21 protein-coding genes and 2 pseudogenes are annotated in these 17,543 nt (G+C 47.6%); 8 read left to right on the top strand and 15 right to left on the bottom strand.

Features of this window, described 5'->3' with window-relative positions:
• Positions 1-52: 52 nt before the first annotated feature.
• The 7 genes and pseudogenes from AABB92_RS16825 to AABB92_RS16795 all read right to left on the bottom strand — a co-directional run bounded on the left by AABB92_RS16825 (position 53) and on the right by AABB92_RS16795 (position 2,321).
• Positions 53-568, bottom strand: a complete 516-nt coding sequence (locus AABB92_RS16825) for a phage major tail tube protein (protein WP_031376596.1) — start codon at positions 566-568, stop codon at positions 53-55.
• Between the two features lie 12 nt (positions 569-580).
• A pseudogene (locus AABB92_RS16820) lies at positions 581-874 on the bottom strand (phage tail sheath C-terminal domain-containing protein); the annotation flags it as partial.
• On the bottom strand, positions 874-1,194 hold the full coding sequence (locus AABB92_RS16815; protein ID WP_031376594.1) for a hypothetical protein: 321 nt from the start codon (positions 1,192-1,194) through the stop codon (positions 874-876). The gene AABB92_RS16815 and the pseudogene AABB92_RS16820, both read right to left, overlap by 1 nt.
• Positions 1,195-1,300: 106 nt before the next feature.
• Positions 1,301-1,528, bottom strand: a complete 228-nt coding sequence (locus tag AABB92_RS16810; protein ID WP_031376593.1) for a TraR/DksA family transcriptional regulator — start codon at positions 1,526-1,528, stop codon at positions 1,301-1,303.
• Positions 1,528-1,755: a DUF2732 family protein gene (locus AABB92_RS16805; protein WP_031376592.1), complete on the bottom strand. Its 228-nt coding sequence runs from the start codon at positions 1,753-1,755 to the stop codon at positions 1,528-1,530. The genes AABB92_RS16810 and AABB92_RS16805 overlap by 1 nt, the downstream gene beginning before the upstream one ends.
• A 69-nt stretch (positions 1,756-1,824) precedes the next feature.
• Positions 1,825-2,163 (bottom strand): DUF5347 family protein, encoded by a 339-nt coding sequence (locus AABB92_RS16800; protein WP_031376591.1) that lies wholly within the window; start codon positions 2,161-2,163, stop codon positions 1,825-1,827.
• Positions 2,127-2,321 (bottom strand): phage filamentation protein Fil family protein, encoded by a 195-nt coding sequence (locus tag AABB92_RS16795; RefSeq protein ID WP_072051016.1) that lies wholly within the window; start codon positions 2,319-2,321, stop codon positions 2,127-2,129. Before AABB92_RS16795 ends, AABB92_RS16800 begins: the two co-directional genes overlap by 37 nt.
• A 38-nt stretch (positions 2,322-2,359) precedes the next feature.
• Between AABB92_RS16795 and AABB92_RS16790 the strand changes: the two genes are divergently transcribed.
• Positions 2,360-2,611: a hypothetical protein gene (locus AABB92_RS16790; RefSeq protein WP_031376590.1), complete on the top strand. Its 252-nt coding sequence runs from the start codon at positions 2,360-2,362 to the stop codon at positions 2,609-2,611.
• Here AABB92_RS16790 and AABB92_RS16785 read toward each other — a convergent pair.
• From AABB92_RS16785 to AABB92_RS16775, 3 genes are read right to left on the bottom strand one after another with little or no spacing between them, the layout of a single operon-like run.
• The gene (locus AABB92_RS16785) at positions 2,608-2,805 is read right to left on the bottom strand and encodes a hypothetical protein (protein ID WP_072051017.1); all 198 of its coding nucleotides are present in this window, start codon (positions 2,803-2,805) and stop codon (positions 2,608-2,610) included. The two genes, AABB92_RS16790 and AABB92_RS16785, sit on opposite strands and share 4 nt — an antisense overlap.
• A gap of 7 nt (positions 2,806-2,812) precedes the next feature.
• On the bottom strand, positions 2,813-3,322 hold the full coding sequence (locus AABB92_RS16780; protein ID WP_031376589.1) for a phage regulatory CII family protein: 510 nt from the start codon (positions 3,320-3,322) through the stop codon (positions 2,813-2,815).
• Positions 3,323-3,356: 34 nt separating this feature from the next.
• Entirely contained in the window at positions 3,357-3,593 is a 237-nt protein-coding gene (locus AABB92_RS16775) for a hypothetical protein (protein WP_031376588.1), read from the bottom strand.
• Between the two features lie 89 nt (positions 3,594-3,682).
• Between AABB92_RS16775 and AABB92_RS16770 the strand changes: the two genes are divergently transcribed.
• From AABB92_RS16770 to AABB92_RS16760, 3 genes are read left to right on the top strand one after another with little or no spacing between them, the layout of a single operon-like run.
• Positions 3,683-4,288: a phage repressor protein CI gene (locus AABB92_RS16770; RefSeq protein WP_031376587.1), complete on the top strand. Its 606-nt coding sequence runs from the start codon at positions 3,683-3,685 to the stop codon at positions 4,286-4,288.
• A gap of 9 nt (positions 4,289-4,297) precedes the next feature.
• On the top strand, positions 4,298-5,311 hold the full coding sequence (locus AABB92_RS16765; RefSeq protein ID WP_031376586.1) for a phage integrase: 1,014 nt from the start codon (positions 4,298-4,300) through the stop codon (positions 5,309-5,311).
• 27 nt (positions 5,312-5,338) lie between these two features.
• Positions 5,339-6,724: a hypothetical protein gene (locus tag AABB92_RS16760; RefSeq protein ID WP_046289257.1), complete on the top strand. Its 1,386-nt coding sequence runs from the start codon at positions 5,339-5,341 to the stop codon at positions 6,722-6,724.
• A gap of 361 nt (positions 6,725-7,085) precedes the next feature.
• On the opposite strand, the gene AABB92_RS16755 is transcribed toward AABB92_RS16760, so the two are convergent.
• A complete protein-coding gene (locus AABB92_RS16755) occupies positions 7,086-7,397 on the bottom strand; it encodes a hypothetical protein (protein WP_046289258.1) in 312 nt (103 codons plus the stop codon).
• Between the two features lie 522 nt (positions 7,398-7,919).
• On the opposite strand from AABB92_RS16755, the gene AABB92_RS16750 reads away from it, so the two are divergent.
• Together AABB92_RS16750 and AABB92_RS16745 are read left to right on the top strand one after the other, a co-directional pair.
• Positions 7,920-8,528 carry a DUF6338 family protein gene (locus tag AABB92_RS16750; RefSeq protein WP_342550277.1) on the top strand — a complete coding sequence of 203 codons (609 nt, stop codon included), beginning with the start codon at positions 7,920-7,922 and terminating at the stop codon, positions 8,526-8,528.
• 10 nt (positions 8,529-8,538) lie between these two features.
• Positions 8,539-8,694 carry a hypothetical protein gene (locus AABB92_RS16745; protein WP_161797053.1) on the top strand — a complete coding sequence of 52 codons (156 nt, stop codon included), beginning with the start codon at positions 8,539-8,541 and terminating at the stop codon, positions 8,692-8,694.
• A gap of 50 nt (positions 8,695-8,744) precedes the next feature.
• Here the strand turns inward: AABB92_RS16745 and AABB92_RS16740 are convergent, their stop codons facing one another.
• Entirely contained in the window at positions 8,745-9,326 is a 582-nt protein-coding gene (locus AABB92_RS16740) for a hypothetical protein (RefSeq protein ID WP_031376583.1), read from the bottom strand.
• 605 nt (positions 9,327-9,931) lie between these two features.
• Positions 9,932-11,062 (bottom strand): annotated as a pseudogene (locus AABB92_RS16735) (hypothetical protein); the annotation flags it as partial.
• A gap of 215 nt (positions 11,063-11,277) precedes the next feature.
• Here AABB92_RS16735 and yjjJ point away from each other — a divergent pair.
• A complete protein-coding gene (gene yjjJ, locus AABB92_RS16730) occupies positions 11,278-12,582 on the top strand; it encodes a type II toxin-antitoxin system HipA family toxin YjjJ (RefSeq protein WP_031376581.1) in 1,305 nt (434 codons plus the stop codon).
• Positions 12,583-12,740: 158 nt separating this feature from the next.
• On the opposite strand, the gene AABB92_RS16725 is transcribed toward yjjJ, so the two are convergent.
• A complete protein-coding gene (locus tag AABB92_RS16725) occupies positions 12,741-14,075 on the bottom strand; it encodes a gluconate:H+ symporter (protein WP_031376580.1) in 1,335 nt (444 codons plus the stop codon).
• Positions 14,076-14,968: 893 nt separating this feature from the next.
• On the opposite strand from AABB92_RS16725, the gene ddlA reads away from it, so the two are divergent.
• The gene (gene ddlA / locus AABB92_RS16720; RefSeq protein ID WP_031376579.1) at positions 14,969-16,066 is read left to right on the top strand and encodes a D-alanine--D-alanine ligase; all 1,098 of its coding nucleotides are present in this window, start codon (positions 14,969-14,971) and stop codon (positions 16,064-16,066) included.
• A 20-nt stretch (positions 16,067-16,086) separates the two neighbouring features.
• Here the strand turns inward: ddlA and AABB92_RS16715 are convergent, their stop codons facing one another.
• On the bottom strand, positions 16,087-17,508 hold the full coding sequence (locus AABB92_RS16715; protein ID WP_031376578.1) for a GGDEF domain-containing protein: 1,422 nt from the start codon (positions 17,506-17,508) through the stop codon (positions 16,087-16,089).
• Positions 17,509-17,543: the final 35 nt, after the last annotated feature.

Genomic DNA, 17,543 nt, shown 5'->3' with positions numbered 1-17,543 from the left:
TTATTTTCCGTTTATATGTTTCAGAGCGGCAGGGCTGCCCCTGCCGGGTTTATCAGAGGCCGAGCGCGTTACGGTGCGCTTCCATCAGGTCGGTGCCGTCCACGATGTGGATCATGTTCACGAGGTCAATCTCGTAAACCACTTCGTTGTTAATGGTCAGCTTGGCGTAGCTGTTGGTCGCGGACACCTTGGTGGTGCTTGAATCGCCGGTCTTCCACTCGCCTGAATCCAGCTCTTTGTAACGGCCGCGCGTGACCAGCTCGACCGCCTGCACTTCGCCGGTGTCATCGCGCTGGATAGAGCCGGTAAAGCGCAGCTGTATGCCGTCCACGGTGGCGGTGCCCAGCTGCTTGAACAGCAGCGCCTCGGTGCCGCCTACAGTGAACTCCGTATCCAGCGCGCCGTCGTCCAGGCCCATGTCGATGTCTACTGCACCGGCCATGCCGCCGCCGCGGTACTTCTCAAACTTGCGGGTGACTTTTGGCAGGGTGATGGACTCAACCAGTCCCTGCCAGTTGTTGCCTGCGTTAAACACGTTCAGGTGCTTGAGCTTGCGGGGTAATGCCATGTTTCAGTCTCCTTATGCGCTCACGCGGCTGCTGAAATCGACCAGGTACTGGTCGGTGATGCGCTGGCGCAGCAGCAGGTTTTCCAGCGGGGGCACCGGCGTGTAGTCGTAGTCGATGGTCAGCTTGCCCGCCTTCAGCGTGTCTTTGTCATTCACGCTTTCATCCAGCCAGCAGTCCGCCCCGATGAGGTAGCCCTGATTCACCAGGCTGCGCAGCTTCGCGCGAATGCTCTCGATGATGTCGCGGGCCAGCGACGGGTTCAGCGGGCCGTCAACGGCCCACATCTGCGCCTCTGCCATGGTGTCTAGCGGCTGCGTACAAGCTGCAGGCGTGGCAATACGCTCTGGCCAATGGTCTGGCGCAGAAACGCATTGGCCCGCCGACGGCCATGTTTTCCTGATAGGATTTTTTGATAACGGTCAGCGAAGTACCCGGCCAGGTAGTCTGGCATGTCATGCAGGTATTGGCTGCGCCAGCTGTGGTCGTCGGGGTTAGCGTTCCACAGCTTCAGCTCAGCCAGGGTCATGTTACGCGGCGTTCTGACGCCATAATTCTCACGCTGCATTTTCAGGGCAGCGTGATAGTCACCATTAAACTCAACGGCGTTTACGGCAATATCGGTCACAGTGAAGCCACATGCTCAAAATGCGGAACGAGAATGATCTTGATTGCGCACTTGCCTTCTTCGGCAGCAAGGCCGGACTTACTGCCAGCCCACTTCAGGATGGTGCTCATAACGCCGCCCCTTTGTAGTGCACGCTTTTCAGCTCACTGATCTGTTTGCAGGTCACGCAGAGGGAAACGCCCGGCAGTGCGCGGCGACGCTGCTCCGGGATTTCTTCGCCGCACGTGAGGCAGAAAAATTCACTCGCCCCCGCAGGACGATGAGTAGCGTTAGCCAGATTGCGCACCAGCTCTTCCTGCACGCGCTGCTGTACCAGATCCATTGAATCGGCCATCAGTGCAGCTCCTGCGCCTGGTTTTCAAAGCGTTCCGCCTCTTTGTCCAGCAACTCGATGATTTCCGCTGCGGACATTTCATTTTTACGCGCATGAATAGCCAGTGCGGCCAGGCGGATAGAAACGGACAGCGCATCATCACTACGCTGCTCGGTTTTGGCCTTACTCAGCAGGACGGCCAGCGCATCCTGATCGGCTTTAAAATTACGGGTCTGGATATTTCGCATTACTCTCTCTCCTGAATTTGGGCAAAAGAATGCCCGGCGGGTTTACGCCAATTAATTTCGTTGGGTTAATTAATTAGGTAACGTCAGATTCTTTGGAAATAAACTCACGACTGCTTTTAAGTGATTCATTGCGCTAATCAGCGCCGTTTTTTCGTCACTCGTCAGTTCACTGAAATCAACGCCGTGACGTTCTTTGCTGATATTTGCCAGGAAGAAAATCGCGCTCAGTGCGCGGCCATTCTGTTCAGCCTGATGATCGCGCTTGTTGCGCATGTCTTCGATAAAGCGTTTGAGTTCATGACTGCAGTCGCCGTACATCATTGTGCGAAGTGCTGAGATATGATTAAGGGCACTGGCACGTTGCCCTGCGTTCATCTGAACAGTGATACTCTCAGTCTTGTAACCCATGATTTTTTCCTCTTACCGGTTAATCCTGCCAGCAATTCGGCCTGTGATATTGCCGGATGCCAGCGCTGGCCTGTTTTAGTTTCAATCCAGCCATGCCCTAAATCTTGTAACTGCTGTAGTGGTGACTGTTGTTTCAAAAATCTTACAAAAACCTGCATAATCCTCACTCCATTATCTGTTACGACATGAGGCGCAAATGCTGAATGAGAAAGAAATAGAACGCTTCGAACTCCTGGAGAAAGACCTTCAGCAACTCCGCTCCGAAGTTAAAATTCAAAACCTGGTTATTTCAGGACTTCTTAACGCTTACTTCACTAATAAAAAACATGACCACTCTCTCTTCTATTCTGCCGTTCGCAGTGAGTTAAACAAACTTCCGCCCGGCTCTGACACCCAGCACATTTTCATGAACGCTATTCAAAAATGGGTTAATAAATACAACAATTAAGTATATGTAAGAGGTAATACTTTATTACGTATCACTTCTTTGACTTCTTCACCGCGAAACCTTGTACCATCTTTTAGAGTAAAGAAATAACTGCCATCACCTGAAATGGATGGAAAGCACAACGCAACATCCGAATCTTTAACCTCTAAGCGCTTACCCTGTAAATTAAATTGGTAGGTCAATACTTTGATCATAACTACCTCACACCATCCCGATTGATGCACCGATACCACTTAACACATCAGCAGTACCCGAAAGTGCAGGGTTAGAATGAACGCGTGCCTGAACCGCCAGCGCTGCCAGAGTCAGACAGCGGATCCCTGCGTGTACGTTCTGAACCAGACCCCGGCGGCAGGATGCTGTTAATTGCTCCTGGCTCACTACGCCCGCAGCTAACTGCCCTACTTCGGCAGTGGCTTTCAGTACATAAGCAGGTAGATTCTCCTGCGCCATTTCGTTAACAGGTACGCATGGCAGGCAATGCAACTGCGCCAGTGCGCCGTCAATCAGCGTGGCGTCTTCCGTCAGATCGGTAAGCAGTAGCATTTCACGAACGGTTAACTGGTGAACCTGTTCCGGATTGAGTTTGTTACGGATGGTCTGAGGATTCAGCCCGGCTTTGTTAGCCAGCTGAATGATGTTGTGCGTCAGTGCAAACGTCCGGCACGCATCATCAAAATGGCTATGTGTGGAGACACGAAAATCAAACATGATAAATCCCTACTGCTATCCCAATATGGATGCATCAAGCCTGCATTGTGATTTCACAGCCAGCGGCCGCTTCAATCGTCAATGCAACCATGTTGACCTCGATGAGACCGTTAACGCCCTCTTTCTTCCTGATGGGCAGACGGTTCTCGCGGTACATTTGGCGCACGGTGCCCTCCTTGTAACCAGTGCGACGGCAGAACTCTTCAACCGTAATGTACGGTTCGGAGATAACAAGATTGATTGATGGGCGCATTGAAAGTTTACGGGTCATGATGCACTATCCTCTGTTGAGTTTTAGCCAACTCTATTTATCACTATTAAACACGTCGCCATACGACGAGTGAATATTAGGATCACAAATTGGAAAGGTCAACGAAAGATTTTACGAGTCGTAAAGCGCCTACTTTACCAGAGGGTGGTAAAGAACCCATTGAGCGCATCGTTCAGGCATACGGTTTCTCATCGCGCCAGGCGCTTTGCCGCCACTTAAATGTGTCACAGAGCACCATGGCTAACCGCATAATGCGTGGGAATTTCCCCGCTGATTGGGTATTGATTTGCTCAATGGAAACGGGTACTTCCCTTGAGTGGCTGACATATGGACGCGGTGATTCGAACATCACAAATCAAGATCAGCTATCAACCAAAATCGAACTCAGAAAAATCACAAATGGGAATTTTTCATCATCTGATTGGGTTGAATATGACGCTCAGCTCTTACCAAGTGATGTTAAAGCCCCATTGTTAGTACATTTCGAGAAACAGAATTACCTGGTAGATATGACCGCCGCAGAAATCACCGACGGGCTTTGGCTCATCGAGATAGATAAGCTCATTAGCATTAAAGAGCTGTACCGTTTTCCCGGCGGGCGCATCCGCGTTGAGAATGGCAAAGCCTCATTTGAATGCAAGGCAGAAGACATCAAGGTTTTGGGCAAAGTCATTGCCCGCACTGAGTACCTTTAAAGGCAAAGCATGGCGATAAACAAATTACCCAACGGGAAATGGCAGGCACAAGTTTTCCCAAATGGCCGTGACGGCAAAAGGATTCGCCGCCAGTTTGCGACGAAGGGTGAAGCACAATCCTATGAGAAGTTCGTAAAAGAGCAGGCTCAAGATAAGCCCTGGCTGGGAGAGAAAGCAGATAAGCGGCGGGTAATTGAGCTGGTTGAATTGTGGTTCAACACGCATGGCATTACGTTGGCGGATGGTGAGAAGCGGCGAACCACAATGGCGTTCGCCTGCGAGGCGATGGGAAACCCGCTCGCAACCGAGTTTAATGCAAAAATTTTTGCGTCTTATCGCGAGCAGCGGTTAAGCGGGAAGATCACCCGCTCCAGCCGAGTGAAGACGGTAACGCCGCGCACTGTTAATTTAGAGCTGGCATATTTTAGGGCGATGTTTAATGAACTGCGCCGGTTGGATGAATGGACCGCCCCAAATCCGTTAGAAAACGTGCGCGAGTTCAAAATCAGTGAATCGGAGATGGCGTATCTCACTATTGAAGAGATCCGCATGTTACTCGCCGAGTGTGAAAACAGCCGTTCAAAGGATTTAACCACAGTCGTTAAAATCTGTTTGGCAACTGGAGCGCGTTGGAGTGAAGCGGAGAGTTTGAAAGGAAACCAGATTCGCGCTGGGCAAATCATCTATGTGAAAACCAAAGGCAAGAAAAACCGAGCGGTGCCGATAACTGAAAAATTACAGGCTGATCTGCCATCCAGCAGGAAAGCGCAGTTACTCTTTAAACCATGCTATTCAGCTTTTAGAAAAGCGATGCAGCGTGCCGGTATTGAGACTCCGGCTGGACAGCTAACGCACGTCTTGCGGCACACTTTCGCCTCTCACTTTATGATGAACGGTGGCAACATTCTTATTCTTCAGCGGATTCTGGGACATACGGATATTAAAGTCACTATGCGATATGCGCATTTCGCTCCAGATCACCTTAATGAGGCTTTATTACTCAACCCATTGAATGGCATATGATTCACCCCATCTATCTTTGAGGTTTTTATGGAAAATGATAAAAAAGATTTAGATAAAAAATATCAACGTTTCATCCCCTTATGGAAATATCAAAGTCCTGAATTTTTAACATTAGTAAAAGAGCTGTTTGGCTTGATAAGAAACCATGGCTTAAAAAAAGAACCAATAGAAAGTGATGACATCACTCATAGCTTCATTATCGCTGTACATGAAGGATGGAAAAAAGCACAGATAAAGATAGCTGAAACAATCAAAGATAAACTGATTACAATTGAAAATCTAGATAAAGAAAAAATAAAATTCCACAACAATAAAGATTATGACTCTAAAAAAATAACATTATCAAAGCAATTGCGAATAAAAAATGAAATCAGGATACTAAGGCGGTTTATTGATTCAATTGCTTGGATAATTTTAAATAACGAGCATTCGACTATAAGAAGGTTACCTCTAGAAGACAACTTGAATAACCTATCAATTAAAGTTATTGAAGATACGTTGCCTGTAGTAAATGAGCTCAATCAAGATCCTTCAAAAATTGCTATAGCTTGTGACCTTACAACATTTATTCACACCGGAGATATTTTAGAATTTGAATATGGCAAAGGATATAGAATCATTGAACTTAAATCAGGGAAGAAAAATTTATTATTTAGCGAAGCTGCAAGTTTTTCACTTGCAACTGGATGTGAAGTTTTTGATGAGCAATTTACTAAAGACTTCAATAACAATGACAAAAGACATTATAAACGTGTAAAGAAACAATTAATCCATATGAGCGACGTGGCTAACACTATCAACACCGGTGAAGGTTATGACCATTACACAAAAAAAACAGTACATATACATGATAATGACTATATCCCAAAGTTCTTTTCATCACTACTAGTTGAATCTTGGGATAAAATTAGAAAAGGAAAAACATGGGATATTCATGTAATTGATGAGTGTCTTTATGTAGGTATGTATCGTGATTACAATTTGGGTTTCGTCGCATTCAACGCATGGCTGGATGGTACGGAATTTAATGGTACAACCTACAATATAAATGATAGCTTCAGCTTTATCTTTTCTAGACCGCTCTTGAATTTAGACTTACCAGATGATCTTCTCATGGACATCATAGACAGTAAACTTACTATTGTACTGTGTCTTGATCATAATAAATTCATTGAACGAGGAAATTTAATTTACCCAGATGTTTTTGAGTTTAAAAAAATTGATAAGAAACTAGAACATTCTGGTGATATTTTTACCTACAAAGGTAAAGGTGTATTTACTAGGAAAAACAACCAAGAAGTCTACTTAGGCACTGGTATGCTTACGCGTATTATTTTTGATTTTCATCGACCACAAAACATTATAGAGTGGGTATACCAAGATAGTGATATTAAGAAAAATTTAATGACTTAACTCTACTTAATGACCCCTTTGTAGCCTAGCAAATATTTTTACATCATCAAGTGGCAGCAAAGTGGCAGCAGAGCGTAACGCTATGTGCCACTTTTCATCACTATTCAGCCTAAAGAAAACATTAAAATCAGTAAGTTACTGATTTTACTCGCTTCAAAATGGGACTCATAATCGCTTGGTCGCTGGTTCAAACCCAGCAGGGGCCACCAAATTTAGTGATGTAAATCATGCAGTTAAGCCGCTTAGTTAAAGCGGCTTTCTTGTATCTAAAGAAGAACTGTCCCCTTTTCGTCCCCCCAACTAAAGCTAAAGAGCAGTGGGATGGCGGTGCTTTATAAAACTGAGGGCCATCATCAGAAGATTACATATCTTTATTAAGCATTTTTTTTATGTGCTTTCTGCCTGCATCAACCTGCATTTCCCTCCAGCTACTATAAGAAGTGTTTTGCATTATGAAGTCTTCCCATGCCTGATCAGGTATGGCGGCAAAATCCTCCTTTGTTTCAACCCTAAATCCTGATTTATCAAACATATCTTCAAGAGAAGTGAATGAAGAGCACTCAGCCAAAAACTGCTTATTAAAAAGTTCGCTAAAAGGTATTGATTGTGTTCCTGAAACTGCTTCAAGGTTCTTTTTGAGTTGGTCAATCTGGTTACTAAATTTTTTAACCATATAGCCTCCTTAATCACAGCCAAATTTAAAGTAAATAATTTTTTAGCATGTCGGCAGATAATGTGTCTATTTATTTTTCAAATAACTCATAATAAAATCAGCGCGACTCTCACTTCCCTTATCAAAAATCAATGAACCAGTAATAAATTCACAATCAAATCAATAAATTATTTAAAATTTATTAATTTGCACCAGCAAATTTGCGAAAGCGATTTTGCTGGTATTCTGTTAGAGTTTTACTCATAATCGCTTGGTAGTTGGTTCAGACCCAGCAGGGCGACAAAATTTTATTATATAAATCAGAAACTTAAGCGTGCTATTAGGGTGGCTTTTTGTTATTGATTAAATAAGTGTCGCAAAAATTTCACATAAGAAATCAAACTGAGACTGAAAACTGCAACCTCTTTTTTATGCATAAAGCCGCAAATGTTTAAATGTGTTAAAAATACAAAAATCGCATGTGAAGCTTCATATTTAAGGAAAGCTTTATAAACTCTCTAGATTCTAAATATGGTTGATATTATGGAACTGCTTGAAAAAGGAAAGCTTATATTATTTGTTATATTCATCATGCCAGGCTTCATAAGTATGAAGATTTACAAGATATTTTATCCTAGCTCAGACATTGAAACTTCAAAAGTTATTATTGATATAGTTTCATATAGCTGTATAAACTATGCCTTGCTACTAATACCAATATATTGGATGGAAAAGGAAAATATTTTCAACTCACATCCAGTTTTGTATTATCTTTTTTATGTATTTGTTTTAATAATAGTTCCTGTTTTCCTACCAGTTTCATTACGGTTTCTTCGACATGCACATTTCATAAGAAAGTATCTGCCTCATCCAGATAACAGGCCATGGGACCATTTTTTTTCGAATAATCCAACCTGCTGGGTATTAGTTACTCTAAAAAACGGAAAAAAGTACGGTGGAAGATATGGCTTCAGTTCATTTGCTTCAGGCAGCCCAGAACCGGAGCAACTTTATTTAGAGGAACACTGGGCACTAGATGATAATGGAGATTTTGATCATCAACTTAAAGACACTCTTGGAATTTTAATATTGACTAATGAAATAGAAAGTGTTGAATTTATAAAGCTGCACATCATAGACAATCAAAAATAGTGGAGGTTTTATGTCAAAAGAGAACAAAACCAATCAAGATGGATGGCAACCCATTGATGAAGGTTATCAGCCCCCTAAAAAACCTGAGCATCAAAACAATGGTTACCAGCCTCCAAAACAGAGTAATCAATCACAAAATTTTGTCCCACCCCCGAAGAAACGATAAAAAAAACCCCGCAACAATGCGGGGTTTTTACAATGGCGTATATTATTTATTTAACCTGTTTTCGTTATCAACCATTGTAGCAATAATATAAAAATGTAGACGAATGTCGCCATACCTAAAAATATGCAGCTTTGTATAAACCAAATAAGGTATTTATTAAATACTTTTTGAGGGTAAAGTAATATTCTCTTAGATATACCTTGTTCACTTCTGCATGTTAATAACTCAGGCAAATCTGTATTTAGCGACAGAACTTCGCATCTAAAATTTTCTTTAGGTGCAATGTATTCAAAAGTAACTACATACCTTCCGTTATAATCATAGCTTTCTGTATACGGCTTGACAGGCCAAACATTCATATGCATATCTTTGTAATTAAAAATCAACTCTAATTTCTTGGCCGCTTCCCTTCCTTCATTCATTATAATGTAAGACTTTGTATTGACAACTTGCTTAGCTTTTATTATTTCGCCAGCACTATCTTTCAGTGGTTCTTCTATCAGAAAGCTGAACTGATGCAATTCACCTATTGATACTTTTGCGCTTCCTTTGAAGAAGTTATTCAATATAAATGTAATCAGCGGTACTAATATCGAGATTATTTCTTTGCCATACTGAGTCAAAATATTCATATAGTTTCCAAAAGGATTTTTAAAATATAAATCAATTGGTTGAAATATTTAATTATACTAAATTTTGAATGAGCCTACATTTCCCTTCAATATTTTTCAGTCCCTCCTTGTGAATCTTATCTGCTGCAGCCCTTGAGCTGTCTGCATTGTTAGAGTTTTATTTCATTTTGCAACACGTTCAAGCTGAGATCCAGAAGATGACGTAAACTTATTAATATCCATAAAATTCAATAAGATGAAAAACAAAAGAGATCCATTCGAGATCCAGAAAACTGAAAAGTACTGAAATTCTTTTCACACTTTTCAGTTGGCGAAATCTGGCAGAAAGCCAGCAGCCATGCGCTCTGGTCATGCTGTTTGTAAAAAAATAAAACTGAAAAATTTTTATGATGCAAAACCTGCAGGCGGGTGCGGTGTAGCGCCGATTTTGTCTGCCGGACGATTATTTTGCCGTGCTGACGCGCAGCTAGGGCCGCGCTGTGCGGATGATCTGTTTATGGTTGTCGTGCGTGATGGGCGCGCCTTTGCGTGGCGCATCGTGCGTCTGAGGCGTTCTGGTGACGGGCAATAAAAAACCCGCTGCGATAGCGGGTTAGTGTGCTGGCTTACTTGCCTATGACGGGTGAATATTTCGTACTGAGCGCGGCGGCCTGCTGGCTGCTCTTTGCGATATCGCTGCTGTTCGTGGGCTGGCCGGTTGACGGGTGCGTATGGCTGGCCAGCTGGTCAGCCAGCTGCTGAACAAGCGCCACGGTATCGAGCATTAGCTGGGCCACGTTAATCTTCTCTGAACCAATCCACACAACCGGCGCGATAATTTCCTGACGCATTCCGGCAATGCTCTGGCGCAGCTGGCCGATTTTTTCAGTCAGTGCCTGACCGACTTTAATCGCAGCGCTGCCGGTGACGTCTGTTTCCGCATTGCCGCCCACTGTAATCAGCTGGCTCTGCTGCGTGGCCACGCTGTAATTGCCTGTCGTCACATGCTGAATTGCTCCGGCCATCAGTGACGCCGTTCCGATCACAGTGGTCCTGTCCGTGGCTTTGACTGTCGTTTCCCTGCTGACCAGATCACGCGTTTCCGTATCGGCTTTAACTTCCCGGCTCATGGACGTTTCACGTATAGCCTGATCGGTCTGGCGCTCCCAGTCTCCCGCCTGTGTTACCCGCTGTGATACTTCCGCGCGCTGCTGCTGCAGCTGTTCGCCCGGCTTCACGTCCGGCAGGCTGGTCCCGCCCGGCATGGTCTGGCGCACAAACGGCTTCTCCGGGCGTCCGCCGGTAAAACCGACCTCAACGAGCGTACCCTCTGGCGGAAACTGAAACATGCCGGAATCATTACCAGCCATCGGAACGGGCAGCGGCACAGCAGGATAAACCGGCGTACTGCCGTCCGGATTGCCGTCAGCGTCCAGCAGCTGCAGATCGACGGCATAGCGCGGCCTGAAGGGGTCAGCAAAGTTTCCGCTTTTAACCGCCTCAGTCGGGGCAACAACGCGCGCCATTTTGGGCAGGTGCAGGCCGCTGGCCAGCTCCGGGTAATGGCTTTCAACCTGCCGCTGTACCGGTGTTTTTTGTAGCGGCTGGCCGGTGATACGGTTTCGCGGCGTCCAGGTTATTGTCATGGTGTCGCCGTTCAGCTGCCCCTTTGTCACGCGCTGGCCGTTTACCTCCACGCCCGGACGCAGTGACTGGATCACAGGAACAGTCATGCTATTGCCACCGGCAGTAGACTCTATTCGCCTGTATTAAACCCCCAGGCCCGACTGATCTTACCGCCCTGCCATTGATATGGGTGAATTTAGTTAACCGGGTTGCACTAATCACATCACGATAGTCTCCGAGCAGGGTGTTGGGCTATGTCCTTCTGGAGTGACGGGTTGTAGAAAAAGTGATAGAGTATGCATTCATTTATCTATTCACATACCTATTCAAAAAGCGATTCAAATTTATGCTCACTCGCTCTGAAACGATACGTCGATTACTCAGCCAGGGTCCGATGCAAGCTCGGCAACTGATTGAAGTGATGGCAATTAGCCAGCCAACATTGTCCCGCGCAATAAGAGATATTGGCGATGACATTGTTCGAATTGGAGCGGGTCCATCTATTCAGTACGTTCTACGCGATGTTTTTCGCGGATTCCGATCTGCTCCCATTTACCGCATCACTGATGAAGGACGCATCAGACCCCTTGGCGAGCTTATTCCGGTTCATCCTGAGGGATTTGTCATGGTGCAGACCGACAATATAAGTCTTCATAGTGACGGGCTGCCGTGGTGGCTATTTGATATGCGTCCACAAGGATATCTCGGGCGAGCCTATGCATCAGCCTATGCGGCTGATCTCGGTCTGTCAGCGAATCCAGAACAATGGGCAGACCAGGATGTCGTTAGGGCGTTGCTTGCGCAGGGTCATGATGCTATCGGCAACCTGCTGATAGGAGAGCAAGCACGAGAACGTTTCCTTGAAATGCCGGAACCCACCCCCGTTGAGCGGGCCACAGCGTACCCCGCTTTGGCAATAGCGGCTGGAGCCGGTGAAGCACCGGGATCTTCTGCAGGGGGGGAACAGCCGAAATTTTGCACTTATACTGAACGCGGTCACGTCTTAGTGAAATTCTCAGCCCGGGACGATAATCCGATTAGCGAACGTTGGCGCGATCTCCTGCTAGCGGAGCACCTGGCATTGAGGGTGCTCGGTGTGGAGACTGAGGTATATGATTTTGGTGGTCAGCGATTCCTGGAGGTCCCCCGATTCGACCGCGTTGGCAAACTGGGACGTATTGGCATCTTCTCACTGCGGGCACTTGAGGCAGAATTTGTCGGCAACGCCAGCGCCCCCTGGCCTGTTCTGGTTAACAGCCTTGTTAAGGAGGGGCATGTCCATCCTGATGCCGCAGCGAGTACTGCCCGGCTCTGGGCATTTGGGATGCTAATTGGCAATACCGACATGCACCACGGAAACTTGTCGTTCATTAGTAGCCACGGTCGCCCGTATCAGCTTGCACCTGCCTACGATATTCTGCCTATGGGGTTCGCTCCCAGAACGGGTGGTGCAATCGTGAACGAGCTTCGACCAGCATCATTACCGGAAGTAATTAGCCGGGATATCTGGCAGGAAGCGTTGGGTCTGGCAGAGAACTTCCTGGTTACAGCGAGCAATTGCGAGCGTTTCTCCGCCAATTTCACCCCATGCCTTGAGACATTACGCCATCATCTTGACGAGGCCAGTTCGCGTGTCGCCCGTCTGGGATAAAAAGCTCGCTCAACTTACTGAGCCACGTATTCCGCCATGTTAGATTCCTGTCGTCCTGACTCAGCTTTGCTGATCCTGCAGAATGGAATCAGAAGTAGCTAAAAAAGCAGATAGCTTGCCCGCTTAAACCATAGAGTCCAGCTAAGCTGGGCCGATACTTAATCTAAAAACTGACTAATCAGCATCACCATCCCCAGCCCGACTACCGAGTTAATTAATTCCAGTAATCCCCAGGTTTTAAAGGTGTCCTTCATAGAGATGCCAAACGTCTCTTTAAACAGCAAAAAGCCGCCGTCATACATCAAGGTAATTGTGTTACTGCCACAGGCGACAGCAAGCACCATTAAGGCGGGATTGAGATCGAAGGCGCCAATCATCGGCGCGACAATGCCGGCGGAGGTGATTGCGGCAACTGCGCCTTGCCCGGTAAGAATGCGGATAACGGCAGTGATTAACCAGGCGATAATAAAGGGCGAGAACGGAACGTGACTCATCAGCTGAACAATGCTGTCGCCAACATCAGAATCGATAATCACCTGCTTCAGAATGCCGCCGGCGCTGATGACAAAAAGCACATTGGCAATCTGAGAAATCGACTTTGAGACATGCTGCGTAATGCCATCTGCCGTCATGCCGCGTTTAACACCGAGAAACCAAATCGCGGTAAAAGTCGCCAGTAGCATGCTGATTTCTGCGCTGCCAAGTAATTTGCACACCTGGGTGAGGATCGACGCTTCACCCGCCAGCGGCCTGACCACCGAAGCCAGAATCATCAGGATGGCCGGAATCAACGGGATCAGGATACTGATTTTAAACGAGGGAAGCTGCTGCGAATCGATTTCCTCAATCGGCTTAATAACTGAGTTTAGCGGGATGCGATTTATCCCTGGCAGAAACTTCGGTAATAAAATACCGGCACAGTATAAGGCGGGCAAAATTACCACTACGCCATAAAGATAAACCTGGACGATATCGGCATTGAACGCACTGATTAAGGCAATCGGGCCAGGCTGAGGGGGGAACAGGCTGTGTCCCATCGTGGCCCCCACTACCGTCGGGATCACCAGTTTCATGTAAGGAATGTTGGCTTTTACCGCGATGTTCATCACTAATGGCATGGCAATCAGGAATGCGACTTCATAAAACATTGCGATGCCGAATATCACTCCTATAAACATCAGGCCGATGGAGAGATAGCGGGTGCCACAATGGCGTATAACGGTATCGGCAATTTGCTGGCTGGCCCCTGATTCCGTCATGAATTTTCCAATGATCGCGCCGAATATAATAATCAGCGCGAGGTGACCCATAATGCTACCAATCCCCTGCTGAATAACCGTAACCACTTTTTCTAACGGAATACCGACCATAATGGCGACAAATATTCCGGCAATCAGTAAAGAAAATATATTATGGACTTTATATTTCAGGTTAAGCACAACCAGGATAACAATTCCTGCCAGCACCCAAAAAAGTGATAAAAAAGGTAGCATATAGAGCCTCAAAATAGTGACAGGATGAGAGTATTTTTAAACTGAAATTTTGAACAGAACATTGCTGAAAATTACTTCATTCATCTATTACCTTTGCGATAACCTCTATCCGTCCGTTTAATTACTCGCTCACTGTAATCATCATCATCACAAACAATAACCCAATGAAATTAAGGTCTGAATTATGAATAGTGACTGTTCCTCATCATCAATCGCGTAAAGCGGACAAGGTAAAAGTGGTTTTCTAAGCCCGGGATGTGTTGTCGCAAGGTGGTGGTTTCTGTTCACAAAAACCGCACTACCATTCTAGTATATTTAAATCTCTATGATATGAATTTGACGGCGCTCACACGGTTGAAAATTGCAACATCACTCTACCGCTGGAGTTATTTAATGATGTTGTCGTCTGGCCGATTGGCTATATCAGATGGCTTCTCAACCACCGTTAAAATATGACAGTCAGGCCATCAGAGTGAAAAATTCATAAGACGTTAGCTTCCTACCTGGTGGTCAGCAGCGAGATCTTAAGGCCAGGCAGAGTGTTACGGTAACCCCTTATCTCAAGCGGATGATGAGGCATTTCTTACCAACGGCGATCGCTGGGATCGGCAGTCAGTCCGTTTCCGCCACTAAGATAAAACCCGACATGCCGGAAAACCGCCCATTCTGTGTCTGACGCCGGACAGGCTTCAGCAGCCTGAGGTTTCACTGTCTTAAGCAGCAGCGCCGCATAAATTCCCGCCTTAGCGCCTCTTCGGGTTGGCTAGTCCGCCATCCATCCTGTTATTTTTTGTGCCTGCCCCTTCCCAGCCAACATTCTGCCGCGCTGCCCTGTTTTCATCGGAGAACTGCGTGCTATCTTGTGGTTTTGATTTTTCAGCAGGCAGAAATTGATGACAAAGTTGCGGGTAGGGATCGTGTTTGGCGGCAAATCGGCTGAGCATGAAGTGTCGTTGCAGTCGGCCAAAAATATTCTCGATGCGATCGACAAAACCAGGTTTGAGGTAGTGTTGCTGGGTATCGATAAGCAGGGGCACTGGCGTCTTAATGATGCTTCGGACTTCTTACTGAATGCTGAAAATCCGGCTCTGATTGCCCTGAATCGCGCGGCTGAAGATGTCGCGCTGGTGCCCGGCAACCAGCAGCAACCGCTGATTACCCGTCGCGATGCGCATCCGCTGTCGCAGATCGATGTGATTTTCCCGATTGTACACGGCACGCTGGGCGAGGATGGTTCTCTGCAGGGTTTACTGCGCATGGCCTCGCTGCCGTTTGTCGGTTCTGACGTGCTGGGCTCTGCGGTCAGCATGGATAAAGACTTTACCAAGCGCCTGTTACGCGATGCCGGCCTGAAAGTCGCCCCGTGGCTGAGCGTCACCCAGTCTCAGCGCGCCACACTGGATGCCGACGCGGTGATCGCCCGCCTTGGCCTGCCGCTGTTTATCAAACCTGCCAATCAGGGCTCCTCGGTTGGCGTCAGCAAAGTCGACAGTGCGGACGCCTTTGAGGCGGCGCTGGAACTGGCCTTTACCTTTGACCGTAAAGTGCTGATTGAAACCGGGATAAAAGGTCGCGAGATCGAGTGTGCCGTGCTGGGAAATGATGCCCCGCAGGCCAGCCCCTGCGGCGAGATCGTGGTGCATGATGCGTTCTACTCTTATGACACCAAATACATCTCTGAAACTGGCGCGCAGACGGTGGTACCAGCGGCGATTCCTGCGGCGGTCAGCGAGGCCATTCGTGAGGTTGCCATCAGGGCGTTTAGTGCGCTGGAGTGTTTCGGTATGGCACGGGTCGATGTGTTCCTGACCGATGAAGGCGAGATTATCGTCAACGAAGTCAACACCCTGCCCGGCTTCACCAATATCAGCATGTATCCCAAACTGTGGCAGGCAGCCGGACTCAGCTATCAGGATCTGATTACCCGCCTGATCGAGCTGGCAATGGAACGTCACCAGCAAGCCAGCAGCCTGAAAAGCAGCGTCAGCTAATCGCTCTCAGCGACGTGGTTTCAGGCCACGTCGCTGGTAATGGAGCGATGATTAACCGGCGAGGTCTGATTACGGCCATTGCGTTTCGACAGATAGAGGTTTTTATCAGCTGCCGAAATCAACCGGTTAATCATCCGTGGCCAGTCACTCGCATCGCCAGCGCTGCCATGAGCCAGCCCTGAACTGACCGTCACCGTGACCGTACTGCCCTGCAGCCAGAATTTCTCTTTCGCGATTGTCTGACGAATCGACTCGGCGAGAAAATAGAGCGCTTCCGGATCCTGATCAAACAGCACCACCACAAACTCTTCCCCGCCAAACCGGCAGATACGCCCTTTTTTGCCCACCACCCGCTGCATACGGCGGGCGATCTCTTCCAGTACGCTGTCGCCAGCATCATGACCAAAATTGTCATTAATGGTTTTGAAATAGTCGACATCCAGCAGGATCACACCGGCTTTACGCGACGGGCTGAACGGTTCGGTTCGAAGACTCTCATACAGACCGGATCGCGATAGCAGCTGGGTCAGGAAATCGTAATTGGCCCGCAGCGCGAGTCGCTGATTGAGCTGACGGATCGCATCCATGCTCGCGGCCACAATCAGCGGGCTGATGGCAATTGTCGCTACGCCCAGCCGCGCCGAGGTCAGATGGCTGATCGGCAGCAGATTATCATTGCCCTGAATGTTCATCACGCCGTGAGAAACCAGAATGATCTCGGTGATGCCGGTCAGTAAAATCACCAGGCTGGTGAGGGTCATCGGCAATACGATAGCGCACCAGACCAGCGCCGGTACCGGGAACGTCAGGCTGCCCGCGCCGCCCATCATCGCACCGACCACCAGCGAAAAGACCACCGCGATCACCGGTGAAAGCTTACGGACCTGCAACAGCTGACGTGGCGACAGGGTTCGCCAGTCGCGCGTCAGTAAGAACGGCAACAGCATCAGCCCGGTTGAGAACTGTTCACTGAACCAGTCGCCCCAGGCGGTCGCCAGCGCCGCATCAAAATTGGCCTGCTGCGCCAGTGCGCCCCAGGCCGCACAGACCAGCGCCGCCAGCAGGCAGGCCGGGAAAATGCGTAACACGCTGGTGATGCGTTCGCTGCCGGAGTCATGCTGGAGATGCTTCACCAGCAACGATACGGCGACCAGAATAAACAGCAGGTTGGCAATGTTGAGAGTAAAGGCTGCCAGCGTCCAGCCGGAAAAAACCGCATCGTTAAACACCATTGCGCTAAAGCAGGTGAAATAATAGCGAGCCTGATGCAGGAAAGGGTTGCGGACAATCACTCCGGCAACGATCGCATTGACCGGCCAGAACAGCGACAGCTCCTGTGGAATGCGCAGATGCCCACCGATAAAGCAGAACAGCAAGGTAATCAAAAACAGCGAGAGTGCATTTTTCTTAACATTGTGTTCTTCAAACAGCTTAACGTGCATACATCCGGACCTTGTCGCAGAGAGACGGGCTGTCC

It is taken from the genome of Pantoea brenneri, from assembly GCF_038594305.1.
In the GTDB taxonomy this organism is placed as follows: domain Bacteria; phylum Pseudomonadota; class Gammaproteobacteria; order Enterobacterales; family Enterobacteriaceae; genus Pantoea; species Pantoea brenneri.
The sequence above is the reverse complement of the archived record's forward strand: the minus strand, read 5'-3'. Positions and strand labels throughout refer to the sequence as shown.

What these genes read in the sequence shown, in the direction of transcription:
- AABB92_RS16825 (WP_031376596.1), bottom strand. Translation starts at nt 568, where the DNA reads ATGGCATTACCCCGCAAGCTCAAGCACCTGAACGTGTTTAACGCAGGC.
- AABB92_RS16810 (WP_031376593.1), bottom strand. Translation starts at nt 1,528, where the DNA reads ATGGCCGATTCAATGGATCTGGTACAGCAGCGCGTGCAGGAAGAGCTG.
- AABB92_RS16805 (WP_031376592.1), bottom strand. Translation starts at nt 1,755, where the DNA reads ATGCGAAATATCCAGACCCGTAATTTTAAAGCCGATCAGGATGCGCTG.
- AABB92_RS16800 (WP_031376591.1), bottom strand. Translation starts at nt 2,163, where the DNA reads ATGGGTTACAAGACTGAGAGTATCACTGTTCAGATGAACGCAGGGCAA.
- AABB92_RS16795 (WP_072051016.1), bottom strand. Translation starts at nt 2,321, where the DNA reads ATGCAGGTTTTTGTAAGATTTTTGAAACAACAGTCACCACTACAGCAG.
- AABB92_RS16790 (WP_031376590.1), top strand. Translation starts at nt 2,360, where the DNA reads ATGCTGAATGAGAAAGAAATAGAACGCTTCGAACTCCTGGAGAAAGAC.
- AABB92_RS16785 (WP_072051017.1), bottom strand. Translation starts at nt 2,805, where the DNA reads ATGATCAAAGTATTGACCTACCAATTTAATTTACAGGGTAAGCGCTTA.
- AABB92_RS16780 (WP_031376589.1), bottom strand. Translation starts at nt 3,322, where the DNA reads ATGTTTGATTTTCGTGTCTCCACACATAGCCATTTTGATGATGCGTGC.
- AABB92_RS16775 (WP_031376588.1), bottom strand. Translation starts at nt 3,593, where the DNA reads ATGACCCGTAAACTTTCAATGCGCCCATCAATCAATCTTGTTATCTCC.
- AABB92_RS16765 (WP_031376586.1), top strand. Translation starts at nt 4,298, where the DNA reads ATGGCGATAAACAAATTACCCAACGGGAAATGGCAGGCACAAGTTTTC.
- AABB92_RS16760 (WP_046289257.1), top strand. Translation starts at nt 5,339, where the DNA reads ATGGAAAATGATAAAAAAGATTTAGATAAAAAATATCAACGTTTCATC.
- AABB92_RS16755 (WP_046289258.1), bottom strand. Translation starts at nt 7,397, where the DNA reads ATGGTTAAAAAATTTAGTAACCAGATTGACCAACTCAAAAAGAACCTT.
- AABB92_RS16750 (WP_342550277.1), top strand. Translation starts at nt 7,920, where the DNA reads ATGGAACTGCTTGAAAAAGGAAAGCTTATATTATTTGTTATATTCATC.
- AABB92_RS16745 (WP_161797053.1), top strand. Translation starts at nt 8,539, where the DNA reads ATGTCAAAAGAGAACAAAACCAATCAAGATGGATGGCAACCCATTGAT.
- AABB92_RS16740 (WP_031376583.1), bottom strand. Translation starts at nt 9,326, where the DNA reads ATGAATATTTTGACTCAGTATGGCAAAGAAATAATCTCGATATTAGTA.
- yjjJ (WP_031376581.1), top strand. Translation starts at nt 11,278, where the DNA reads ATGCTCACTCGCTCTGAAACGATACGTCGATTACTCAGCCAGGGTCCG.
- AABB92_RS16725 (WP_031376580.1), bottom strand. Translation starts at nt 14,075, where the DNA reads ATGCTACCTTTTTTATCACTTTTTTGGGTGCTGGCAGGAATTGTTATC.
- ddlA (WP_031376579.1), top strand. Translation starts at nt 14,969, where the DNA reads ATGACAAAGTTGCGGGTAGGGATCGTGTTTGGCGGCAAATCGGCTGAG.
- AABB92_RS16715 (WP_031376578.1), bottom strand. Translation starts at nt 17,508, where the DNA reads ATGCACGTTAAGCTGTTTGAAGAACACAATGTTAAGAAAAATGCACTC.